The organism is Streptomyces sp. NPDC034043, assembly GCF_055575675.1.
Window position 1 is genome coordinate 1 of record NZ_JBVISF010000005.1, and the last position, 18,711, is coordinate 18,711.

Annotated in this window: 15 protein-coding genes and 1 rRNA gene; 8 read left to right on the top strand and 8 right to left on the bottom strand. The window is 72.8% G+C overall.

The window, feature by feature from the left end:
• Positions 1–82: ribosomal RNA gene (gene rrf, locus ACZ51S_RS13825) — 5S ribosomal RNA — on the top strand; the annotation flags it as partial.
• 99 nt (positions 83–181) lie between these two features.
• Here rrf and ACZ51S_RS13830 read toward each other — a convergent pair.
• From ACZ51S_RS13830 to ACZ51S_RS13855, 6 genes are all read right to left on the bottom strand, one after another.
• Positions 182–778 (bottom strand): Uma2 family endonuclease, encoded by a 597-nt coding sequence (locus tag ACZ51S_RS13830; protein ID WP_468478027.1) that lies wholly within the window; start codon positions 776–778, stop codon positions 182–184.
• Positions 779–840: 62 nt separating this feature from the next.
• Positions 841–2,151, bottom strand: coding sequence for a DUF58 domain-containing protein (locus ACZ51S_RS13835; protein WP_468802128.1), 1,311 nt, complete (start codon positions 2,149–2,151; stop codon positions 841–843).
• Positions 2,151–3,113, bottom strand: a complete 963-nt coding sequence (locus tag ACZ51S_RS13840; RefSeq protein WP_468802127.1) for an AAA family ATPase — start codon at positions 3,111–3,113, stop codon at positions 2,151–2,153. The genes ACZ51S_RS13835 and ACZ51S_RS13840 overlap by 1 nt, the downstream gene beginning before the upstream one ends.
• On the bottom strand, positions 3,110–4,351 hold the full coding sequence (locus ACZ51S_RS13845) for a DUF4350 domain-containing protein (protein WP_468960832.1): 1,242 nt from the start codon (positions 4,349–4,351) through the stop codon (positions 3,110–3,112). Before ACZ51S_RS13845 ends, ACZ51S_RS13840 begins: the two co-directional genes overlap by 4 nt.
• Positions 4,348–5,028 carry a DUF4129 domain-containing protein gene (locus ACZ51S_RS13850; RefSeq protein ID WP_468888091.1) on the bottom strand — a complete coding sequence of 227 codons (681 nt, stop codon included), beginning with the start codon at positions 5,026–5,028 and terminating at the stop codon, positions 4,348–4,350. Before ACZ51S_RS13850 ends, ACZ51S_RS13845 begins: the two co-directional genes overlap by 4 nt.
• A 7-nt stretch (positions 5,029–5,035) precedes the next feature.
• Complete coding sequence (locus ACZ51S_RS13855) at positions 5,036–6,295, bottom strand: hypothetical protein (RefSeq protein WP_468802125.1); 1,260 nt, start codon at positions 6,293–6,295, stop codon at positions 5,036–5,038.
• A 233-nt stretch (positions 6,296–6,528) separates the two neighbouring features.
• On the opposite strand from ACZ51S_RS13855, the gene mtrA reads away from it, so the two are divergent.
• The 6 genes from mtrA (at position 6,529) to ACZ51S_RS13885 (ending at position 13,869) form a co-directional block, all read left to right on the top strand.
• Complete coding sequence (gene mtrA, locus ACZ51S_RS13860) at positions 6,529–7,218, top strand: two-component system response regulator MtrA (RefSeq protein WP_189747360.1); 690 nt, start codon at positions 6,529–6,531, stop codon at positions 7,216–7,218.
• 1 nt (position 7,219) lies between these two features.
• The gene (mtrB, locus tag ACZ51S_RS13865) at positions 7,220–9,187 is read left to right on the top strand and encodes an MtrAB system histidine kinase MtrB (protein WP_468478021.1); all 1,968 of its coding nucleotides are present in this window, start codon (positions 7,220–7,222) and stop codon (positions 9,185–9,187) included.
• The gene (locus ACZ51S_RS13870; protein ID WP_468478020.1) at positions 9,174–11,054 is read left to right on the top strand and encodes an LpqB family beta-propeller domain-containing protein; all 1,881 of its coding nucleotides are present in this window, start codon (positions 9,174–9,176) and stop codon (positions 11,052–11,054) included. Before mtrB ends, ACZ51S_RS13870 begins: the two co-directional genes overlap by 14 nt.
• 76 nt (positions 11,055–11,130) lie before the next feature.
• Complete coding sequence (locus ACZ51S_RS13875; protein ID WP_468960835.1) at positions 11,131–11,889, top strand: ComF family protein; 759 nt, start codon at positions 11,131–11,133, stop codon at positions 11,887–11,889.
• Positions 11,890–12,252: 363 nt separating this feature from the next.
• Positions 12,253–12,948, top strand: coding sequence for a ribosome hibernation-promoting factor, HPF/YfiA family (hpf, locus tag ACZ51S_RS13880; protein ID WP_007264438.1), 696 nt, complete (start codon positions 12,253–12,255; stop codon positions 12,946–12,948).
• Positions 12,949–13,134: 186 nt separating this feature from the next.
• A complete protein-coding gene (locus tag ACZ51S_RS13885) occupies positions 13,135–13,869 on the top strand; it encodes a response regulator (protein ID WP_468171621.1) in 735 nt (244 codons plus the stop codon).
• Positions 13,870–13,887: 18 nt separating this feature from the next.
• Here the strand turns inward: ACZ51S_RS13885 and ACZ51S_RS13890 are convergent, their stop codons facing one another.
• Entirely contained in the window at positions 13,888–15,048 is a 1,161-nt protein-coding gene (locus ACZ51S_RS13890; RefSeq protein WP_468961138.1) for a winged helix-turn-helix domain-containing protein, read from the bottom strand.
• Positions 15,049–15,063: 15 nt separating this feature from the next.
• Complete coding sequence (locus tag ACZ51S_RS13895) at positions 15,064–15,645, bottom strand: GNAT family N-acetyltransferase (RefSeq protein WP_468802122.1); 582 nt, start codon at positions 15,643–15,645, stop codon at positions 15,064–15,066.
• Between the two features lie 226 nt (positions 15,646–15,871).
• On the opposite strand from ACZ51S_RS13895, the gene secA reads away from it, so the two are divergent.
• Complete coding sequence (gene secA / locus ACZ51S_RS13900) at positions 15,872–18,667, top strand: preprotein translocase subunit SecA (protein WP_468171627.1); 2,796 nt, start codon at positions 15,872–15,874, stop codon at positions 18,665–18,667.
• Positions 18,668–18,711 lie beyond the last annotated feature (44 nt).

Sequence of the window (18,711 nt, forward strand, 5' to 3'; positions counted from 1 at the left end):
CATTCCGAACCCGGAAGCTAAGCCTTTCAGCGCCGATGGTACTGCAGGGGGGACCCTGTGGGAGAGTAGGACGCCGCCGAACAATCATTGTGGGAAAGCCCCGCACCTTCTGGTGCGGGGCTTTTCTGCGTTCAGGGCCGTTTTCCGGCCGCCGTACCGGCGTCGGAGCGGCCGGCCCGCTTCACCAGTCGGCCGGATAGTCCTTCAGGCTGCTCGTGTCGAGCGTCCAGCGGCCGGCGGTGACGACGTCGCCGAAGGCATACGGCACCTTCTTGCGGTAGCGGATGCCGTCCGGTCCCTCCGAGGGCTCGCTGTGCACCGTCACTGTCTTCTTGTCCCTGCGGGGGTCCACCACGACGTACAGCGGGACGCCCATCCTCGGGTAGTCGTGCAGCTTGTCACGGACATCCGTCAGGGAGTTCGTACGGGAGACGACCTCCACCACCATGAGGACGTCGCGGGAGTTGACGACCTTGGCGCTGTCGTCGGCGTCCTCCTCGGCGATGACCATCAGGTCCGGGACCTTGGTCAGGCCGGTCACCGGATCCCCCATGTTCGTGTCGTTGAGGGCCATCACCTCGGGTGTCTGGGCCTCGACCTGGCGGCGCAGGCGCACCACGTTCAAGCCGTGGGGAGCCGTGGGGCTCATCATCGTGAGGAAGATCTGACCGTCGGTGGTCTGCACCTTCCACCGGTCTTCCTGGTGCTCGGCCAGCTCCGAGAGCTGCTCCGCGAAATCGTGCAGACGGCGCATCTGCTCCGGGGTGAGGTCGGCCATGGTGTCCTCCTGGGGGGTGCCCGACCAGCCTGTCCAGCCGTGTCACCGAACACCACCGGAGGCTACAGGCGGCCGGCGGCCTTCAGGGCGAGGTAGGTGTCCGCCAGGGCGGGGGCCAGGGTGTCCGGGGTGGCGTCGACGATGTGGACGCCGTGGCGGGTGAGCTGCTCCGCCGTGCGGCGGCGCTGGGACTGGGTCTGGGTGGCGGCCGCGGCCTCGTAGACGGCGTCCAGGGAACCGCGTGCGGAGGCCATCGCGGCGATGTGGGGGTCGGCCACCGAGGCCAGGATGACCGTGTGGCGCTGGGTGAGCCGGGGAAGGAGCGGCAGCAGGCCCTCTTCGACGGGGGCCGCGTCGAGGCTCGTCAGGAGGACCACCAGGGAGCGGCGCGAGGCGCTGCGGAGGATGGTGGAGACCAGTGTGCGGGAGTCGGTCTCGACGAGTTCCGGTTCGAGGCCGGCCATGGCGTTCACGAAGGCCGGGAGGGTGTCCGCGGCGGAGCGGCCCTGGACCTGGGCGCGGGGGCGGCGGTCGTGGGCCAGCAGGTCGACGCGGTCACCGGCGCGCGTCGCCAGCGCGGCCAGCAGCAGGGCGGCGTCCATGGCGGAGTCCAGGCGGGGCGCGTCGCCGACGCGTCCGGCCGAGGTGCGGCCGGTGTCGAGGCAGATCAGGATGTGGCGGTCGCGTTCGGGCCGCCAGGTGCGGACGGCGACCTCCTGCCGGCGGGCGGTGGCGCGCCAGTCGATGGAGCGGGTGTCGTCGCCCGGGACGTAGTCGCGCAGGCTGTCGAACTCGGTGCCCTCGCCGCGCGTCAGCAGGCTGGTGCGGCCGTCGAGTTCGCGCAGGCGCGCGAGGCGGGACGGGAGGTGCTTGCGGCTGGTGAAGGGCGGCAGGACGCGGACCGTCCAGGGGACGTCGTGGGAGCCCTGGCGGGCCCACAGGCCGAGCGGGCCGTACGAGCGGACGGTGACGAGCGCGGCCTTGCGGTCGCCGCGCCGGGTGGGGCGCAGGCGGGTCGTGAGGCGGCGGCGTTCCCCCGCGGGGACGGTCAGCGCGTGGCGGGAGGCGGCCGATTCGGTGCCGGGGTGCCAGCTGCTGGGGGGCCAGGCGTCGCGGAGACGGGCGCGCAGCGTGCGGGTGCCGGGGTTGGTGACGGTGAGGTGGACGTCGGCGGTGTCGCCGAGGCGGACCGTGGTGGCACCCGTTCGGGTGAGCCGCAGGCCGCGTACGGGGGCGGCGAGGGCGTAGTCGACGGCGCAGGCCAGGCCGAGGGTGCCGTTGACGGCGAGGAGGCCCGTCCAGCTCGGTTCGAGGATGCCGACGGGGAGGCTGCCGAGTGCCGCGAGCAGGGCGGCGCGTCCGGTGAGGGCCATCAGCGGGGGACGGGGACGTGGGTGAGGATCGCGGAGATGACCGCGTCGGCGGTGACGCCCTCCATTTCGGCTTCCGGGCGCAGCTGCACGCGGTGGCGCAGGGTGGGCAGGGCGAGGGCCTTCACGTCGTCGGGGGTGACGTAGTCGCGGCCGGTGAGCCAGGCCCAGGCGCGGGACGTGGCCAGGAGGGCGGTCGCGCCGCGGGGGGAGACGCCGAGGGTCAGGGAGGGCGATTCGCGGGTGGCGCGGCAGATGTCGACGACGTAGGCGGTGATCTCGGGGGAGACGGTGGTCTCCTCGACGGCCTTGCGGGCGGCTTCGAGCTCCTGGGCGCCGGCGACGGGGCGGATGCCCGCGGCGTGCAGGTCGCGCGGGTCGAAGCCGGCGGCGTGCCGGGTCAGGACGCCGATCTCGTCCTCGCGGGAGGGCAGGGGGACGGTGAGCTTGAGGAGGAAGCGGTCCAGCTGGGCTTCGGGGAGGGGGTACGTGCCCTCGTACTCGACGGGGTTCATGGTGGCGGCGACGAGGAAGGGTTCGGGGAGCCGGCGCGGGGTGCCGTCGACGGTGACCTGGCGCTCCTCCATGGCCTCGAGGAGCGAGGACTGGGTTTTGGGGGGCGTGCGGTTGATCTCGTCCGCGAGGAGGAGGTTGGTGAAGACGGGGCCGTCCTGGAAGGAGAACCCGGCGGTGCGGGCGTCGTAGACGAGGGAGCCGGTGACGTCGCTCGGCATCAGGTCGGGGGTGAACTGGACGCGCTTGGTGTCGAGTGCGAGGGAGGCCGCGAGGGCGCGGACGAGGAGGGTCTTGGCGACGCCGGGGACGCCTTCGAGGAGGACGTGGCCGCGGCACAGGAGTGCGACGACGAGGCCGGTGACGGCGGAGTCCTGGCCGACCACGGCCTTCGCGATCTCGGTGCGGAGCGCTTCCAGGGAGGAGCGGGCGCTGTCCGTGGTGGCCGTCATGAGGTGCGGACCTCTCTTTCGAGGGCGTCGAGGTGGTCGGCGAGCGCGACGAGTGCCGCGTCGTCTGCGGGGGTGGTGCCGAAGAGGGTGGTGGCCGTGTCGGGTCCGGCCGTGCGGGTCAGGCGGGCGGTGACGGCGGGGACCAGGGCGGCGGGGTCGTGGGCCTGGGCGGGCGGTACGCCGACCAGCGCGGCGAGGCGTTCGCGGGCGGCGGCGCGCAGCACGGTGGCGGCGCGGTCGCGGGCGGAGGCCTTGCGGTAGAGGCGGGCGTGGCCCTCGGTGGTCTCGGAGGCGCGGATGGCGACGGGCAGGTTCTCGGTGACGAGGGGGCCGAGGCGGCGGGCGCGCCAGAGGGCGGTGAGGGCGGCGGCGACGAACAGCTGGAGCAGTGCCCAGAGCCAGCCGGAGGGGACGAGGTCGAGGAGGCTCTTCTCCTCGGCGGGGCCGTCGGCGGGCATGTCCGCGAGGGTGGGCAGGTACCAGACGAGGTCGGGGCGGGAGCCGAGGAGCTGGAGGGCGAGGGAGGCGTTGCCTTCCTCGGCGAGGTGCCGGTTGAGCAGGATCCGCTCGGAGCCGAGGAGGACGGTGTCGCCGCCCTTGGTGGTGCCGGGGAGTACGAGGACGGTGGGGTGGCCGTCGCTGGGGTAGCAGGCGGTGGCTCCGGGGTGGCCGGTGCCGTAGCTGAGGCCGCCGCCGGTGCCGGCGCGGCCGGCGGTGGTGGCGGCGGGCAGGGCGCAGGCGGGGTCGAGGTCGTCGCCGTGGGCGGAGGACTGGGTGTGGGTGGCGGGGGCCAGGTGGGGGAGGCCGGGGCCGCTGGGGGCGATGAGGACGGTGCGGCCGCCGGAGCGGTCCATGGCGGAGCGGACGGCGCGTCGCTGGGGTTCGCCGAGGAGGTCGGGGTCGGTGATGAGCAGGGTGGTTCCGGGGCCGGCCGCGGCGGCGGCGTCGGCCGCGCTGGTGACCACGCGGGTGGTGACGCCGCGTTCCTCGAGGAGCTGGGCGATGGCGCGGCTGCCGTCGCGGTCGGCGGAGCGCGGGTCGAGGCGGCCGTGGTGGTCGCCGGCCTGGAGCCCGGCGAGGAGCACGGCGGCGGCGAGGAGGACGCCGAGGATGAGGAGCGGGCCGCGGGCGCGGGCCCAGAGCTGGGCGGCGGTGGGGGCGGTGGAGGTCCGCCCGTCGCCCCTGCCGGGCCCGTACGGGGTGGCGGGGGCCGGGGTGGGGTTCGTGGGGCCGGTCATGCGGTGGGTCCCGTCAGGAGCGGCTTGGCGCGTTCCAGGGCGAGGTCGAGGGTGCGCAGGCGGGCGTAGGCGTCGGCGTCGGCGGTGCGGCCGCCGTAGGTGACGTCGTCGAAGGCGCGTGCGGCGGAGCGGAGGGCGGCGGCGTGCTCGGGGAGGGAGCGGGCGGCTTCGGCGGCGGCTTCGTCGGCGGTGCGGCCGGGGCGGGGGTCGAGGAGGGTGCGTTCCTCGAGGGAGCGGACGACGGCGCGCATGCGTTCCTGGACGGCCTCGTTCCAGCGGCCGGCCGCGGCGTGGGCATCGGCGGCGGTGCGGTGGTCGGAGGCGCTGCGCGGGCCTTCGTCGAAGAGGGTGCCCGGGCCGGTGGCGGTGCGGCGGGGGGTGCCGAGCCGCCACCAGAGGGCGGCGATGAGGAGGACGAGCACCACGGCGATGGCGAGGAGGCCGGCCCAGCCGCCGGGGGCGACTCCGGAGGCGCCGTCGATGACGTCCCCGAGCCACTCCCAGAAGCGGTCCAGGGCGCGCTCCAGCAGCCCGGGCTCCTCCTGGTGGTAGGCGGGCTTGGCCAGCTCGCGTTCGGCCGCCTCGCGGGCGGCCTCGCGCGGGGTGGTCAGCGGCGGTGTCTCGGCGGCGGGCAGCAGGGCCGCGGTGCTGGTGGTGATGAGTCCCCCCGTGCTCATCGGTGGGTCAGCCCGCGGGCCGGTCGGCGGGGCTCGTGGCGCCGTAGCCGTCCAGGCCGGCGGCGCGGGCGAGCTCCAGGTCGAGGGCCTCGCGGCGGATGCGCTGGTCGATGTAGAGGAGGGTCGTGACGCCGGTCTGCATGGGCACGGTGACGGTGGCGCCGACGACCCCGCCGATCGCGCTGATGATCAGGAAGGCCCAGCTCGGTGCGGCGGAGCCGTTGAAGAGGCTGGTGAGGCCTTCGGGAGCGGCGAGGAGGGCGACGCCCACGAAGGGCGTCACGATCACCATGGCGGTGATGGTGCGGATCGCCCAGATCAGCAGGCTGATGCCGAAGATCCTCCACCAGGAGCCCTTGACCAGCTTCGTGGACCGTTTGAGGGCGGCGACCGCCGAGCCGCGTTCCAGCATCAGCGCGGGCGGGGCCAGCGCGAAGGTCACGTAGAACCAGGCCAGGAGCACGAAGCCGAAGGGGACGCCGAGGGCGGTCAGTAGGGCGCTGCCCGCGAGGATGCCCGGGAGCGTCGGGAGCAGGACGGCGGCGACGGAGCCGAGGAGCAGCAGGCCGGTCAGGGCGAGCATGCGGGGGGCGAGCGGGCGTACGGCCTTCAGGGTGCCGGAGACGGTGGACGCCTGGCCGAGGACGGCGCGGCTGACGACGGGAGCCAGCAGGGCGGTGATCAGGAGCAGCCCGAGGATTTCCAGGAAGTACTGGAGGGCGTAGAACAGGGCGGTGTTGCCCATGACCTCGGTGGCCTGGGCCCGGGTGAGGTCTTCGTCGGCGACGGGGAGGCCGTCCAGCCAGGCGCGCTGGACGAGGAGCAGGACGATCTGGGTGAGGGCGGCGACGACCAGGCTGACGGAGAGCACGGGACGCCAGTGGCCGCGCAGGGTGCTGACCGCGCCGTCGAGGATCTCGCCCAGGCCCAGGGGGCGCAGGGGGATCACGCCGGGCTTGGCGGCGGGCGGGGTGCTGTCCCAGCCGCCCGGGTACGGGCTGCCGGGCTGCGTTCCCCAGCCGGGGTTCTGCGGCTGCTGCGGGTTCGGGGCGGGCTGCGGGGCGGGGCCGGGCGCGGGGCTCGACCACTGGCCGGGCGGCGGCTGGGCGGCGGACCACTTGCTGCCGGCGCCGGGGGCGGTGCCCTCGCCGGAGCCGGTGCCCTCGCCGGGGGCGGTGCCGGACGGCTGGGCGGCCGGCCGGCCGGCGTCGGAGCCCTGGCCGTCGGACGGGGATCCGGGCGCGGCCCAGCCCGGAGAGTCGTTCATCGTCGCTCCTTCACGTGCACCTGCCGTGGCGGGCGCGCTGGTCGGCTGCCATCGTGCCATGGGGGCGCTCCGAGGGGACCGGCCGTCCCCCGGATCCCGCGCCGCCCGCCCTTCAATTGTCGCGCGGATCCGGGGCAGACTGGGCGTCCTGATCTCCACGCAGGTCCGAGGGGCGATTTCCAGCCCTTTTGGCTGTGGGGCAGCTCACCGCCGGGTAACGATTAGCTAATGGGATGATGTCAACCATGAAGGGACGCGTCCTTGTCGTCGACGACGACACCGCGCTGGCCGAGATGCTCGGCATTGTGCTGCGTGGAGAAGGTTTTGAGCCGTCGTTCGTAGCGGACGGTGACAAGGCACTGGCTGCCTTCCGGGAGGCCAAGCCGGACCTCGTCCTGCTCGACCTCATGCTGCCCGGACGGGACGGCATAGAGGTGTGCAGGCTGATCCGGGCCGAGTCGGGCGTGCCTATTGTCATGCTCACCGCCAAGAGCGACACGGTGGACGTGGTGGTCGGCCTGGAGTCCGGCGCCGACGACTACATCGTCAAGCCGTTCAAGCCGAAGGAGCTGGTGGCCCGTATCAGGGCGCGTCTGCGCCGGTCGGAGGAGCCCGCGCCCGAGCAGCTCGCCATCGGTGACCTGGTCATCGACGTGGCGGGGCACTCGGTCAAGCGCGACGGCGCCTCCATCGCGCTGACTCCGCTCGAGTTCGACCTGCTGGTCGCCCTCGCCCGCAAGCCCTGGCAGGTCTTCACCCGCGAGGTGCTGCTGGAGCAGGTCTGGGGCTACCGGCACGCGGCGGACACCCGCCTGGTCAACGTGCACGTGCAGCGCCTGCGCTCCAAGGTCGAGAAGGACCCGGAGCGCCCCGAGATCGTCGTGACGGTGCGCGGTGTCGGCTACAAGGCCGGACCCAGCTGACGTGCAGCCCGGCAAGGCCCGGGGCGGCTCCCGCTGGGGAGTCCCGCGGGGCGCCCGGCTGCTCCAGGACGGAGCACCCGGCGGCCCCCTCCTGCGGCTGTGCGTACGCCTCGTACGCCGGCCGCTGCTTCCGGCTGTCCGGATCTGGCGGCGCAACATCCAGCTCCGGGTGGTCGCCGCCACCCTGCTGATGTCGCTCGCCGTGGTCCTCGCGCTCGGCTTCGTCGTCATCGCCCAGGTCTCCAAGGGGCTCCTCGACGCCAAGGAGGAAGCCGCCCAGAGCCAGGCCGCCGGAGGGTTCGCGGTCGCACAGGAGAAGGCCAACACCCCCTTCGCCGCCGACGGGCCCGACGCCACCGACAACAAGGTCGGCAGGGACGCCAGTACCTGGATGAACTCGCTCGTCAAACAGCTCGCCAGCGGCGGCCAGACCGCCTTCGAGGTGGTCGCGCTCGGCGCCGGCACCGGTGAGCAGGCCGCACCGGGCGCCCAGGGAGTCAAGGGCGCCCGCGCCTCCGGGAACGTCGACCCGACCGCGAGCGTCCCGCCGGCGCTGCGCCGCTCCGTCAACCACGCCACCGGCACTTTCAAGACGTTCTGGCAGATCCGGTACACCGCCGGGGCCGGGGAGAAGCCCCCGGCGCCCGCGCTGGTCATCGGCAAGCGGCTCACCGACATCAACGGCGACCCGTACGACCTGTACTACCTCTTCCCGCTGACCCAGGAGGAGGAGTCCCTCAACCTGGTCAAGGTCACCATCGCCACGGCCGGCGTCTTCGTGGTCGTGCTGCTCGGCGCCATCGCCTGGCTCGTGGTGCGCCAGGTCGTCACTCCGGTCCGGATGGCCGCCGGGATCGCCGAGCGGCTCTCGGCCGGGCGGCTCCAGGAGCGGATGAAGGTCACCGGCGAGGACGACATCGCCCGTCTGGGCGAGGCCTTCAACAAGATGGCGCAGAACCTCCAGAGCAAGATCCAGCAGCTGGAGGACCTGTCCCGGTTGCAGCGCCGGTTCGTCTCGGACGTCTCGCACGAGCTGCGGACCCCCCTCACGACGGTCCGGATGGCCGCCGACGTCATCCACGACGCCCGGGTCGACTTCGACCCCGTCACCGCCCGCTCCGCCGAACTCCTGGCCGGACAGCTCGACCGGTTCGAGTCGCTGCTCGCCGACCTGCTGGAGATCAGCCGCTTCGACGCGGGCGCCGCCGACCTCCAGGCCGAGCCCATCGACCTGCGGGACGTCGTCCGCCGCGTCATCGACGGCGCCGAACCGCTCGCGGAGCACAAGGGCACCCGGATCCGGGTCCTCGGCGACACCCAGCCCGTCATAGCCGAGGCCGACGCCCGGCGCGTGGAGCGGGTGCTGCGCAACCTCGTGGTCAACGCCGTCGAGCACGGCGAGGGCCGCGACGTGGTGGTGCGGCTGGCCTCGGCCGGCGGGGCCGTCGCCGTCGCCGTCCGCGACTACGGGGTCGGGCTCAAGCCCGGCGAGGCCACCCGCGTCTTCAACCGCTTCTGGCGGGCCGACCCGGCGCGGGCGCGCACGACCGGCGGCACCGGCCTCGGCCTGTCCATCGCCGTCGAGGACGCCCGCCTGCACGGCGGCTGGCTCCAGGCCTGGGGCGAGCCCGGCGGGGGCTCCCAGTTCCGCCTGACCCTGCCCCGGACCGCCGACGAGCCCCTGCGCGGATCCCCGATCCCGCTGGAGCCCGAGGACTCCCGGGCCAACCGCGCCAAGGCCGCCGCCGGCGACCCCGGACGCGCGGGCGGGCCCGGCGGTCCCGGCACGAAGCCCGACGGCCGCACCGAGCGGCCCGACCGCGACCCGATACCGCCCAGGCCGGCGGTCGCCACCGCCCAGCCGGTGCCCGCCGACCCCACGGCGCTGCCCGGCAACGGCTCCCGGGTCGTGGCCAGGCCCGCCGATCAGAGCGCAGCACAGGAGGATGGATCCGGTGGAGGACGCTGAGCGCGCGCCGGCAGGCGTACGGGGCCGCGTACGGGGCGAACGGGCCGGGACGGCCCGGCGGCACCGGGGCGCCCTGGTCGCGCTGGCCCTGGCGGCCGTCGGACTGCTGATCGGCGGCTGCGCCTCCATGCCCGACCGGGGCGAGATCCGCCGGGTCGAGGCTTCCCAGGGCGTCGACTCGCAGGTCCGCGTCTTCGGTGTGCCGCCGGCCGACAAGGCCAGCCCGGCCGACATCGTCGACGGCTTCCTGGAGGCCATGACCAGCGACGACCCGCAGCTGGCGACCGCCCGCAAGTACCTCACCCAGGACGCCGCGGACAACTGGCGGCCCGGCTCGGCCGTCACCGTGCTCTCGGCGGGCCTCGGCCGGGTCCCCGCCCCGGGGGACAAGGAATCCGAGGAACCGCGCTGGAAGATCTACGGCAAGAAGCTCGCGACCGTGGACGAGCGCAGCGCGTACCAGCCGGAGACCGGCGGCGGACGCTACGAGGAGTACCTCCAGCTGGTCCAGGTCAACAAGCAGTGGCGGATCGCGACCCCGCCCAGCGGCCTCGTCCTGAGCGAGTCCGACTTCCAGCGCATCTACAAGCCCGTCAACAAGTACTACTTCGCCGGGAACTCGCTCGTCACCGACCCGGTGTACGTGCGCCAGCGCACCGACCCCGACTCCCGCCGGGACCCGACCACCCAGACCGTCCAGTCCCTGCTGGCCGGGCCCTCCAAGTGGCTCGGCCCGGTCGTCTCCACCGCCTTCCCCACCGGCAGTGAACTGCGCGAGGGCACCAAGTCCCTCTCGTACGACGGCCAGAACACCCTGCGCGTCCCGCTCAACCCCATCGCCGCGAACGTCGCGCAGCCGCAGTGCCAGAAGATGGCCACCCAAATCCTCTACACCGTCCGGGACCTGACGAGCTCCAAGCTGGACCGGGTCGAACTGCTGCGCCCCGACGGCAAGGCATCGGCGTGCTGGGTCACCGGCTCGGCGGCCGCGGGCATCGCCAACCGCCCGCCGGCGCCCGAGCACCAGTACTACGTCGACAAGGACGACAGGCTCGTGCGGCTGATGCTCGACGCCAACAGCGAGGAGCAGCAGCAGGACAAGCCGGAGCCGGCCCCCGGTCCGCTGGCCACCGCCGCCGGTTTCAAGGTGGGGTCGGCGGCCGTGACGTACGACGAGAAGCGTGCCGCGGTCGTCTCCCGGGACGGGCACAACCTGTTCGTGGTGACCCTGACGACGGCGGGCCCCATGCCGCAGCAGCCGCTGCTGTCCAGCAAGTCCGGGAAGCTCACCGCGCCGAGCTGGGACGCGCGGGGCGACCTGTGGATCGCGGACCTCGACCCGCAGAGCCAGGGCCTGTGGCGGGTGCCGGGTGGTACCGGCACCCCGCAGAAGGTGGACGTCACCGGGCTCGACGGCGGCCGGATCAGCGGGCTGAAGGCCTCCTCCGACGGGGTGCGCATCGCGCTGCTCGTGGAGAAGGAGGGCGGCCGCAAGAACCTGTTCATCGGGCGGATCGAGCGGCCCGAGGGCAAGGGGGACTCCTCGCGGGTCTCGGTGCGCGAGCTGCGCCCCGCGGCTCCCCAGATGGCGGAGGTGACGGCGATGAGCTGGGCGCCGCACGGCCGGCTGCTGGTGGTGGGCCGCGAGAGCGGCGGCGTCGACCAGGCCCGCTACATGCTGGCCGACGGGTCGATGGTCGCCGCGAGCCTGCCCGGGGCCACGGGGCTGAGCGCGATCGCGGCCTCGGAGGACGAGAGCAAGCCCGTGGTCGCCGCCTCCAGCGAGGACGGCATCGTGTGGCTGCCGTCGGGCGCCCAGTGGCGGACCGTGGCGGCGGGAGCCCGGGCTCCGGTGTACCCGGGCTGACGTCCGGGGCGGAACCCCGCCGCGCCGGCCGTCCACAGGGGTCGCGGGCTCGCGCGCGGCCCGTCAGGGTGGACGGGTGCGGGAGTGGTGGCGGGAGCTGGCCGGGCTGGTCCTGCCGGCGGAGTGCGCCGGCTGCGGGGCCGGGCGCGTGGTGCTGTGCGGGGCGTGCCGGTACGCCCTGAGCGGGACGGGCGCGGGGAGGGTGCGTCCGGTGGAGCGCCGCCAGGGCCCGGCCGGGCTGCCCGCGGTGTACGCGGGGGCCCGCTACGAGGGGGCCGTACGGGCCGTCGTACTGGCCCACAAGGAGCGCGGGGCACTGCCCCTGGCCGGCCCGCTCGGGGCCGCCCTCGCGGCGGCCGTGGCCCGTACGGGGGACGGCGGGGCGCGCGGGGCGGAGCTCGTCCTGGTCCCCGTGCCGTCCGCGCGGCGGGCGGTGCGGGCGCGCGGGCACGACCCGGCGCGGCGGATCGCCCTGGCCGCGTCCGCGCGGCTGCGCCGGGCCGGGGCGCCCGCGCGCGTGGCGCCCGTACTGCGGCTGCGGCGGGCCGTCGCGGACCAGGCGGGGCTGGGTGCGCGGGAGCGGCAGGAGAACCTCGCGGGCGCACTGGAGGTCCGTCCGGGCGGGGCCGCGCTGGCCGCCGGCGCTCGGATCGTCCTCGTGGACGACGTGATCACCACCGGAGCGACGCTCGCGGAGGCGGCCCGGGCGCTGCGCGCGGCGGGGCTGCGGGGGGACGCGGCGGCCGTGGTGGCGGCGCCCGCGCGGTCCTTCCCGGAGGTCCCGGGCGGCCGCGGCCCGGACGGCAACCCGGACAGAGCACAAACCCGTGAATAGATTTGGAACCCCGGGGGAATGCGCATCGTTGCAGGTAGTAAGAGGGAACGCCCACCTGATCGGAGGTACGTTCCGGTAGCGGGTGCCGAGAACCGCCTTTGAGAGATATGTTCGGTTGTGAGGAACTGGCGAACCTTCGGCCCCGGGTATCGGAGCACCAGTCCGTCTGTTTATTGGAATCTTCGTATCGGTACCTGCGAGGGGGGCTCTCTCTACTCCGAAGTCGGTGGGATGTAGATCTTGCCGATGGGGGAGGAGGAGGTGAAAGTCGCCAAGTCCGAGGCTCCGGTGTTCACCGGAGCTTGGTGCGAAAGGGAGACGCTTCGCCGTTGGTGGCGGAGGTCTCCGGGAACGGAGTTCTGCGTGGACATCGTCGTCAAGGGCCGCAAGACCGAGGTGCCCGAGCGGTTCCGCAAGCACGTGGCCGAGAAGCTGAATCCGGAGCGGATCCAGAAGCTCGACGCCAAGGTGATCAGCTTGGACGTCGAGGTGTCCAAGGAGCACAACCCGCGGCAGGCCGACCGTTCCGACCGCGTGGAGATCACTCTGCACTCGCGGGGCCCGGTGATCCGTGCCGAGGCCGCCGCCGCCGACCCGTACGCGGCGCTCGACCTGGCACAGGACAAGCTGGAGGCCCGGCTGCGCAAGCAGCACGACAAGCGCTTCACCCGCCGTGGCACCGGACGGCTCTCGGCGGCCGAGGTCGCCGACCGCGTGCCGGGCGTCGCCACCCTCAACAGCAACGGCGAGCCGGTCTACGAGGACATGGAGGAAGGGGTTCCGGTCAAGCGGATCGGCTCCCTCGAGGTCCAGGGCGAAGGCCCGCTCATCGTCCGGGAGAAGACCCACTCGGCCCGGCCGATGTCGCTCGACCAGGCTCTGTACGAAATGGAACTGGTCGGCCACGACTTCTATCTGTTCGTCGACTCCGAGACCAAGATGCCCAGCGTCGTCTACCGCCGCCACGCCTACGACTACGGCGTGATCCACGTGGACCCCGACGGCGCGTCGAGCTCGGAGCCCTCCGGAGCGGGCGCGGGCGGCGCGCTCGGAGGCTGAAAATCAACCGTTGCCCCCGCGGAACGCACGGCGTTCCGCGGGGGCGCCCGTATGACTCGTATGAGCCATACGGATTTCGCCAGAACCCCGACCCGCAGCGCGGGCATGGAATCATGTCGGGCAGTCAACCGGCGGCCGACCCCGCCGGGTTGGCCCAGCAGCTCAGCACATGCAGGGGGAGGAACGATGGCGGACAGCTTCGGGCCGGCGCGCGGTGACGACGACGGTGCCGGCTGCCGTGGCGCGCAGGACCCGGCCGGTGAGCCGATCCGGGTGCTCGTGGTCGACGACCACGCCCTCTTCCGGCGCGGACTGGAGATCGTCCTCGCCCAGGAGGAGGACATCCAGGTCGTCGGCGAGGCCGGGGACGGGGCGGAGGCCGTGGACAAGGCCGCCGACCTGCTGCCGGACATCGTGCTGATGGACGTACGGATGCCGCGGCGCGGCGGGATCGAGGCGTGCACCTCGATCAAGGAGGTCGCCCCCTCCGCGAAGATCATCATGCTGACGATCAGCGACGAGGAAGCGGACCTGTACGACGCCATCAAGGCGGGCGCCACCGGGTACCTGCTCAAGGAGATCTCCACGGACGAGGTCGCCACGGCGATCCGCGCGGTCGCCGACGGGCAGTCTCAGATCAGCCCCTCCATGGCGTCGAAGCTGCTCACCGAGTTCAAGTCGATGATCCAGCGCACCGACGAACGGCGGCTGGTCCCGGCACCGCGGCTGACCGACCGGGAGCTGGAGGTCCTCAAGCTGGTGGCCACGGGGATGAACAACCGGGACATCGCCAAACAGCTGTTCATCTCCGAGAACACCGTGAAGAACCACGTGCGCAACATCCTGGAGAAGCTCCAGCTGCACTCCCGGATGGAGGCCGTCGTGTACGCGATGCGGGAGAAGATCCTGGAGATCCGCTAGGCGCCGCCGGCCCAGCCCTCAGGGCCGCCGGGCGGCCAGTTCCGCCGAGACGGCCGCCGCCTCCCGGGCGTCCTGCGCGCGCTCCACCCGTACCTCCTCGCACCCCACCCACCGGGCGGCCTCCCACAGGGCCTCGGCCATCGCGCCCGCCGCCCCGGGCGTGGCCAGCGAGAGCTGGCGGGCCACCAGCGTGCGGCCCTCACGGCCCGGGTCGACGCGCCCCTGGAGCCGGCCGCCGGCCAGCAGCGGCATCGCGAAGTACCCGTGTATCCGCTTCGGTTTGGGGACGTACGCCTCCAGGCGGTGCGTGAACCCGAAGATCCGCTCGGTGCGGGGACGGTCCCACACCAGCGAGTCGAACGGGGACAGCAGCGTCGTGCGGTGGCGGCCGCGCGGGGCGGTGGCCAACGCGGCGGGATCCGCCCAGGCGGGCCTGCCCCAGCCCTCCACCGTCACCGGCACCAGCCCGGAGTCCGCGATCACCGCGTCGACCTGCTCCCCCTTGAGCCGGTGGTAGTCCGCGATGTCGGCGCGGGTGCCCACCCCCAGGGACTGCCCGGCCAGCGCGACCAGGCGGCGCAGGCACTCGCGGTCGTCCAGGTCGTCGTGGAGCAGGGCGTCCGGCACGGCCCGCTCGGCCAGGTCGTAGACCCGCTTCCAGCCGCGCCGCTCGCAGCAGACCACCTCACCGGTGTCGAGCAGCCACTCCACGGCGATCTTGGTCTCGGACCACTCGAACCACTCGCCGCCGTTCTTCGCGCCGCCCAGCTCGGTGGAGGTCAGCGGACCGTCCGCCTTCAGCCGGTCCAGGACCGCCCGCGTCGAGAGCTCCTTGTCCTGGAGCACGTGCCAGCGGTGGCCGCGCGCCCGCCGCTCCCGGCGGCGGAACGCGAAGTGCGGCCACTCCTCGATCGGCAGGATGCACGCCGCGTGCGACCAGTACTCGAAGGCGTGACTGTCGCTCCAGTACGCCTTCTCCACCGCCTCCCGGCCCACCGCGCCCAGGCGCGCGTACGGGATCAGCTCGTGCGAGCGGGCCAGTACCGAGATGGTGTCCAGTTGCACGGCGCCCAGATGGCGCAGCACCCCCCGGACGCCGCCCCGGCGGTCGGGCGCCCCGAGGAACCCCTGCGCACGCAGGGCGATCCGGCGCGCCTCGTCGGCGGACAGCGAGAGCATCGTCATGCCGCGAGCCTAGGGGGCGGCACTGACAGCGGGCAGGTACGGGAGGGGCGAGGGCAGGCCGAGGTCGCCGGGCAGCAGGGCGCCGACCCAGCAGTCGCGCAGGGTGCCGCGCAGGTCGAGCGCGGCGCGCAGGGTGCCCTCGACGCGGAAACCGGCCTTTTCCGCGACGGCCCGCGAGGCCGCGTTGCCCACGGCGGCGCGCCACTCCAGCCGGCCGGCGCCGACCTCGGTGAACAGCCAGCGGGCGACCCCGCCGAGGGCCTCCGTCATGTAGCCGCGGCCGCGGTGCTCGGCGGCGGCCCAGTAGCCGACCTCGTACGCCTGGGGGCCGCGCACGTGCACGCCCACGGCGGCGACCAGCGGGCCCTGCGCCCCGAGCCGCACCGCGAAGCCGTACTCGCGGTCCTCGCGCCAGCCGCCGGGGGAGATCTCGTCCACCCAGGCGCGCGCGTGCGCCCGCTCGTACGGGGAGGGCACGACCGTCCAGCGCTGGATGTCGGGGTCCTGGCAGGCGGCGTACACCTCCTCCGCGTCGTCGGGGGCGAAGGGCCTCAACAGGAGGCGTTCGGTGGTCAGCGTGACGGGCTCCATGAACGGAGTGTGGCGGAGGGGGGTAACCCGGGCGAGGGGTTTTCGTTCGCACCGGCACCGAATGCGGTCCCCGTACGTTCTCATTCCGGGCGCCCGTGCCCTGCGGACACGGCGGACCTCCCGACGCGACCACGTCCTCGCTTACGATGGCCGTTGCGGTGGGGCCCACCTGCCGTGCCCGGCTACGTAAAGTGCCCAGGCCCGACCGGCAAGGAGACCAGCCTCAGTGTCCGTCTTCAACAAGCTCATGCGTGCAGGCGAAGGCAAGATCCTGCGCAAACTGCACCGCATCGCGGACCAGGTCAACTCCATCGAAGAGGACTTCGTCAACCTCTCCGACGCCGAGTTGCGCGCGCTCACGGACGAGTACAAGCAGCGCTACCAGGACGGCGAGAGCCTCGACGACCTGCTGCCGGAGGCCTTCGCGACGGTCCGCGAGGCCGCCAAGCGCGTCCTCGGCCAGCGGCACTACGACGTGCAGATCATGGGTGGCGCGGCGCTGCACCTCGGCTACGTCGCCGAGATGAAGACCGGTGAGGGCAAGACCCTCGTCGGCACCCTGCCCGCCTACCTGAACGCCCTCTCGGGCAAGGGCGTCCACCTGATCACGGTGAACGACTACCTCGCCGAGCGCGACTCCGAGATGATGGGCCGGGTCCACAAGTTCCTCGGTCTGAACGTCGGCTGCATCCTGGCCAACATGTCGCCGGCCCAGCGCCGCGAGCAGTACGACTGCGACATCACGTACGGCACGAACAACGAGTTCGGCTTCGACTACCTGCGCGACAACATGGCGTGGTCGAAGGACGAGCTGGTGCAGCGCGGCCACAACTTCGCCGTGGTCGACGAGGTCGACTCGATCCTCGTCGACGAGGCCCGCACCCCGCTGATCATCTCCGGCCCGGCCGACCAGGCCACCAAGTGGTACGCCGACTTCGCCAAGCTGGTCACCCGCCTGACCAAGGGTGAGGCGGGCAACCCGCTCAAGGGCATCGAGGAGACCGGCGACTACGAGGTCGACGAGAAGAAGCGCACCGTCGCCATCCACGAGGCCGGTGTCGCCAAGGTCGAGGACTGGCTCGGCATCGACAACCTCTACGAGTCGGTGAACACCCCGCTCGTCGGCTACCTCAACAACGCGATCAAGGCCAAGGAACTCTTCAAGGCCGACAAGGACTACGTCGTCATCGACGGCGAGGTCATGATCGTCGACGAGCACACCGGCCGCATCCTCGCCGGCCGCCGCTACAACGAGGGCATGCACCAGGCGATCGAGGCGAAGGAAGGGGTGGACATCAAGGACGAGAACCAGACCCTCGCCACGATCACCCTGCAGAACTTCTTCCGCCTCTACTCGAAGCTCTCCGGCATGACCGGTACGGCCATGACCGAGGCCGCCGAGTTCCACCAGATCTACAAGCTCGGCGTCGTCCCGATCCCCACCAACCGCTCGATGCAGCGCAAGGACCAGCCCGACCTCATCTACCGCACCGAGGTCGCCAAGTTCGCCGCCGTCGTGGACGACATCGCGGAGAAGCACGAGAAGGGCCAGCCGATCCTCGTCGGCACCACCTCGGTCGAGAAGTCCGAGTACCTCTCGCAGCAGCTCTCCAAGCGCGGCATCCCGCACGAGGTGCTCAACGCCAAGCAGCACGAGCGCGAGGCCCAGATCGTCGCCCAGGCCGGCCGCCGCGGCGCCGTCACGGTCGCCACGAACATGGCCGGCCGCGGTACCGACATCAAGCTCGGCGGCAACCCGGACGACCTCGCCGAGGCGGAGCTGCGCCAGCGCGGCCTCGACCCGGAGGAGCACATCGAGGAGTGGGCGCACGCCCTGCCCGAGGCGCTCGCCAGGGCCGAGGCGGCCGTGAAGGCCGAGTTCGAGGAGGTCAAGGAGCTCGGCGGGCTGTACGTGCTGGGCACCGAGCGCCACGAGTCGCGCCGCATCGACAACCAGCTCCGCGGCCGCTCCGGCCGACAGGGCGACCCGGGCGAGTCCCGCTTCTACCTGTCGCTCGGCGACGACCTGATGCGCCTGTTCAAGGCGCAGATGGTCGAGCGCGTCATGTCCATGGCCAACGTGCCGGACGACGTCCCGATCGAGAACAAGATGGTGACGCGCGCGATCGCGTCCGCCCAGTCGCAGGTCGAGACCCAGAACTTCGAGACCCGCAAGAACGTCCTGAAGTACGACGAGGTCCTCAACAGCCAGCGCGAGGTCATCTACGGCGAGCGCCGCCGCGTCCTGGAGGGCGAGGACCTGCACGAGCAGGTGCGCTTCTTCATGGACGACACCATCGACGCCTACATCGCGGCCGAGACGGTCGAGGGCTTCGCCGAGGAGTGGGACCTCGACCGGCTGTGGGGCGCCTTCAAGCAGCTCTACCCGATCAAGGTGACGGTGGAGGAGCTGGAGGAGGCGGCCGGCGACCGCGCGGGCATCACCGCCGAGTTCATCGCCGAGTCCGTCAAGGACGACATCCACGAGCAGTACGAGGCGCGCGAGAAGACCCTCGGATCCGAGGTCATGCGCGAGCTGGAGCGCCGCGTGGTGCTGTCAGTGCTGGACCGCAAGTGGCGCGAGCACCTCTACGAGATGGACTACCTGCAGGAAGGCATCGGCCTGCGGGCGATGGCCCAGAAGGACCCGCTGGTCGAGTACCAGCGGGAGGGCTTCGACATGTTCAACGCCATGATGGAAGGCATCAAGGAGGAGTCCGTCGGCTACCTGTTCAACCTGGAGGTCCAGGTCGAGCAGCAGGTCGAGGAGCTCCCGGTGCAGGCCGCGGCGCCGTCCATGGTGAAGGAGCCGGTCCCGGCGGCGCGCCCGGAGATCCGCGCCAAGGGCCTGGAGGCCCCGCAGCGCCCGGACCGGCTGCACTTCTCCGCCCCGACGGTCGACGGTGAGGGCGGCGTCATCGAGGGCGACTTCGACGCGGACGCCGCGGGCGGCGACGGCATGACCCGCGCGGAGCGCCGCAAGGCGCAGAAGGCCTCGGGCGGTCGGCGGCGTAAGAAGTAGCCGGTAGGTAGGTAGTAGGGGCAGCAGGTAGCAGGTAGCAGGTA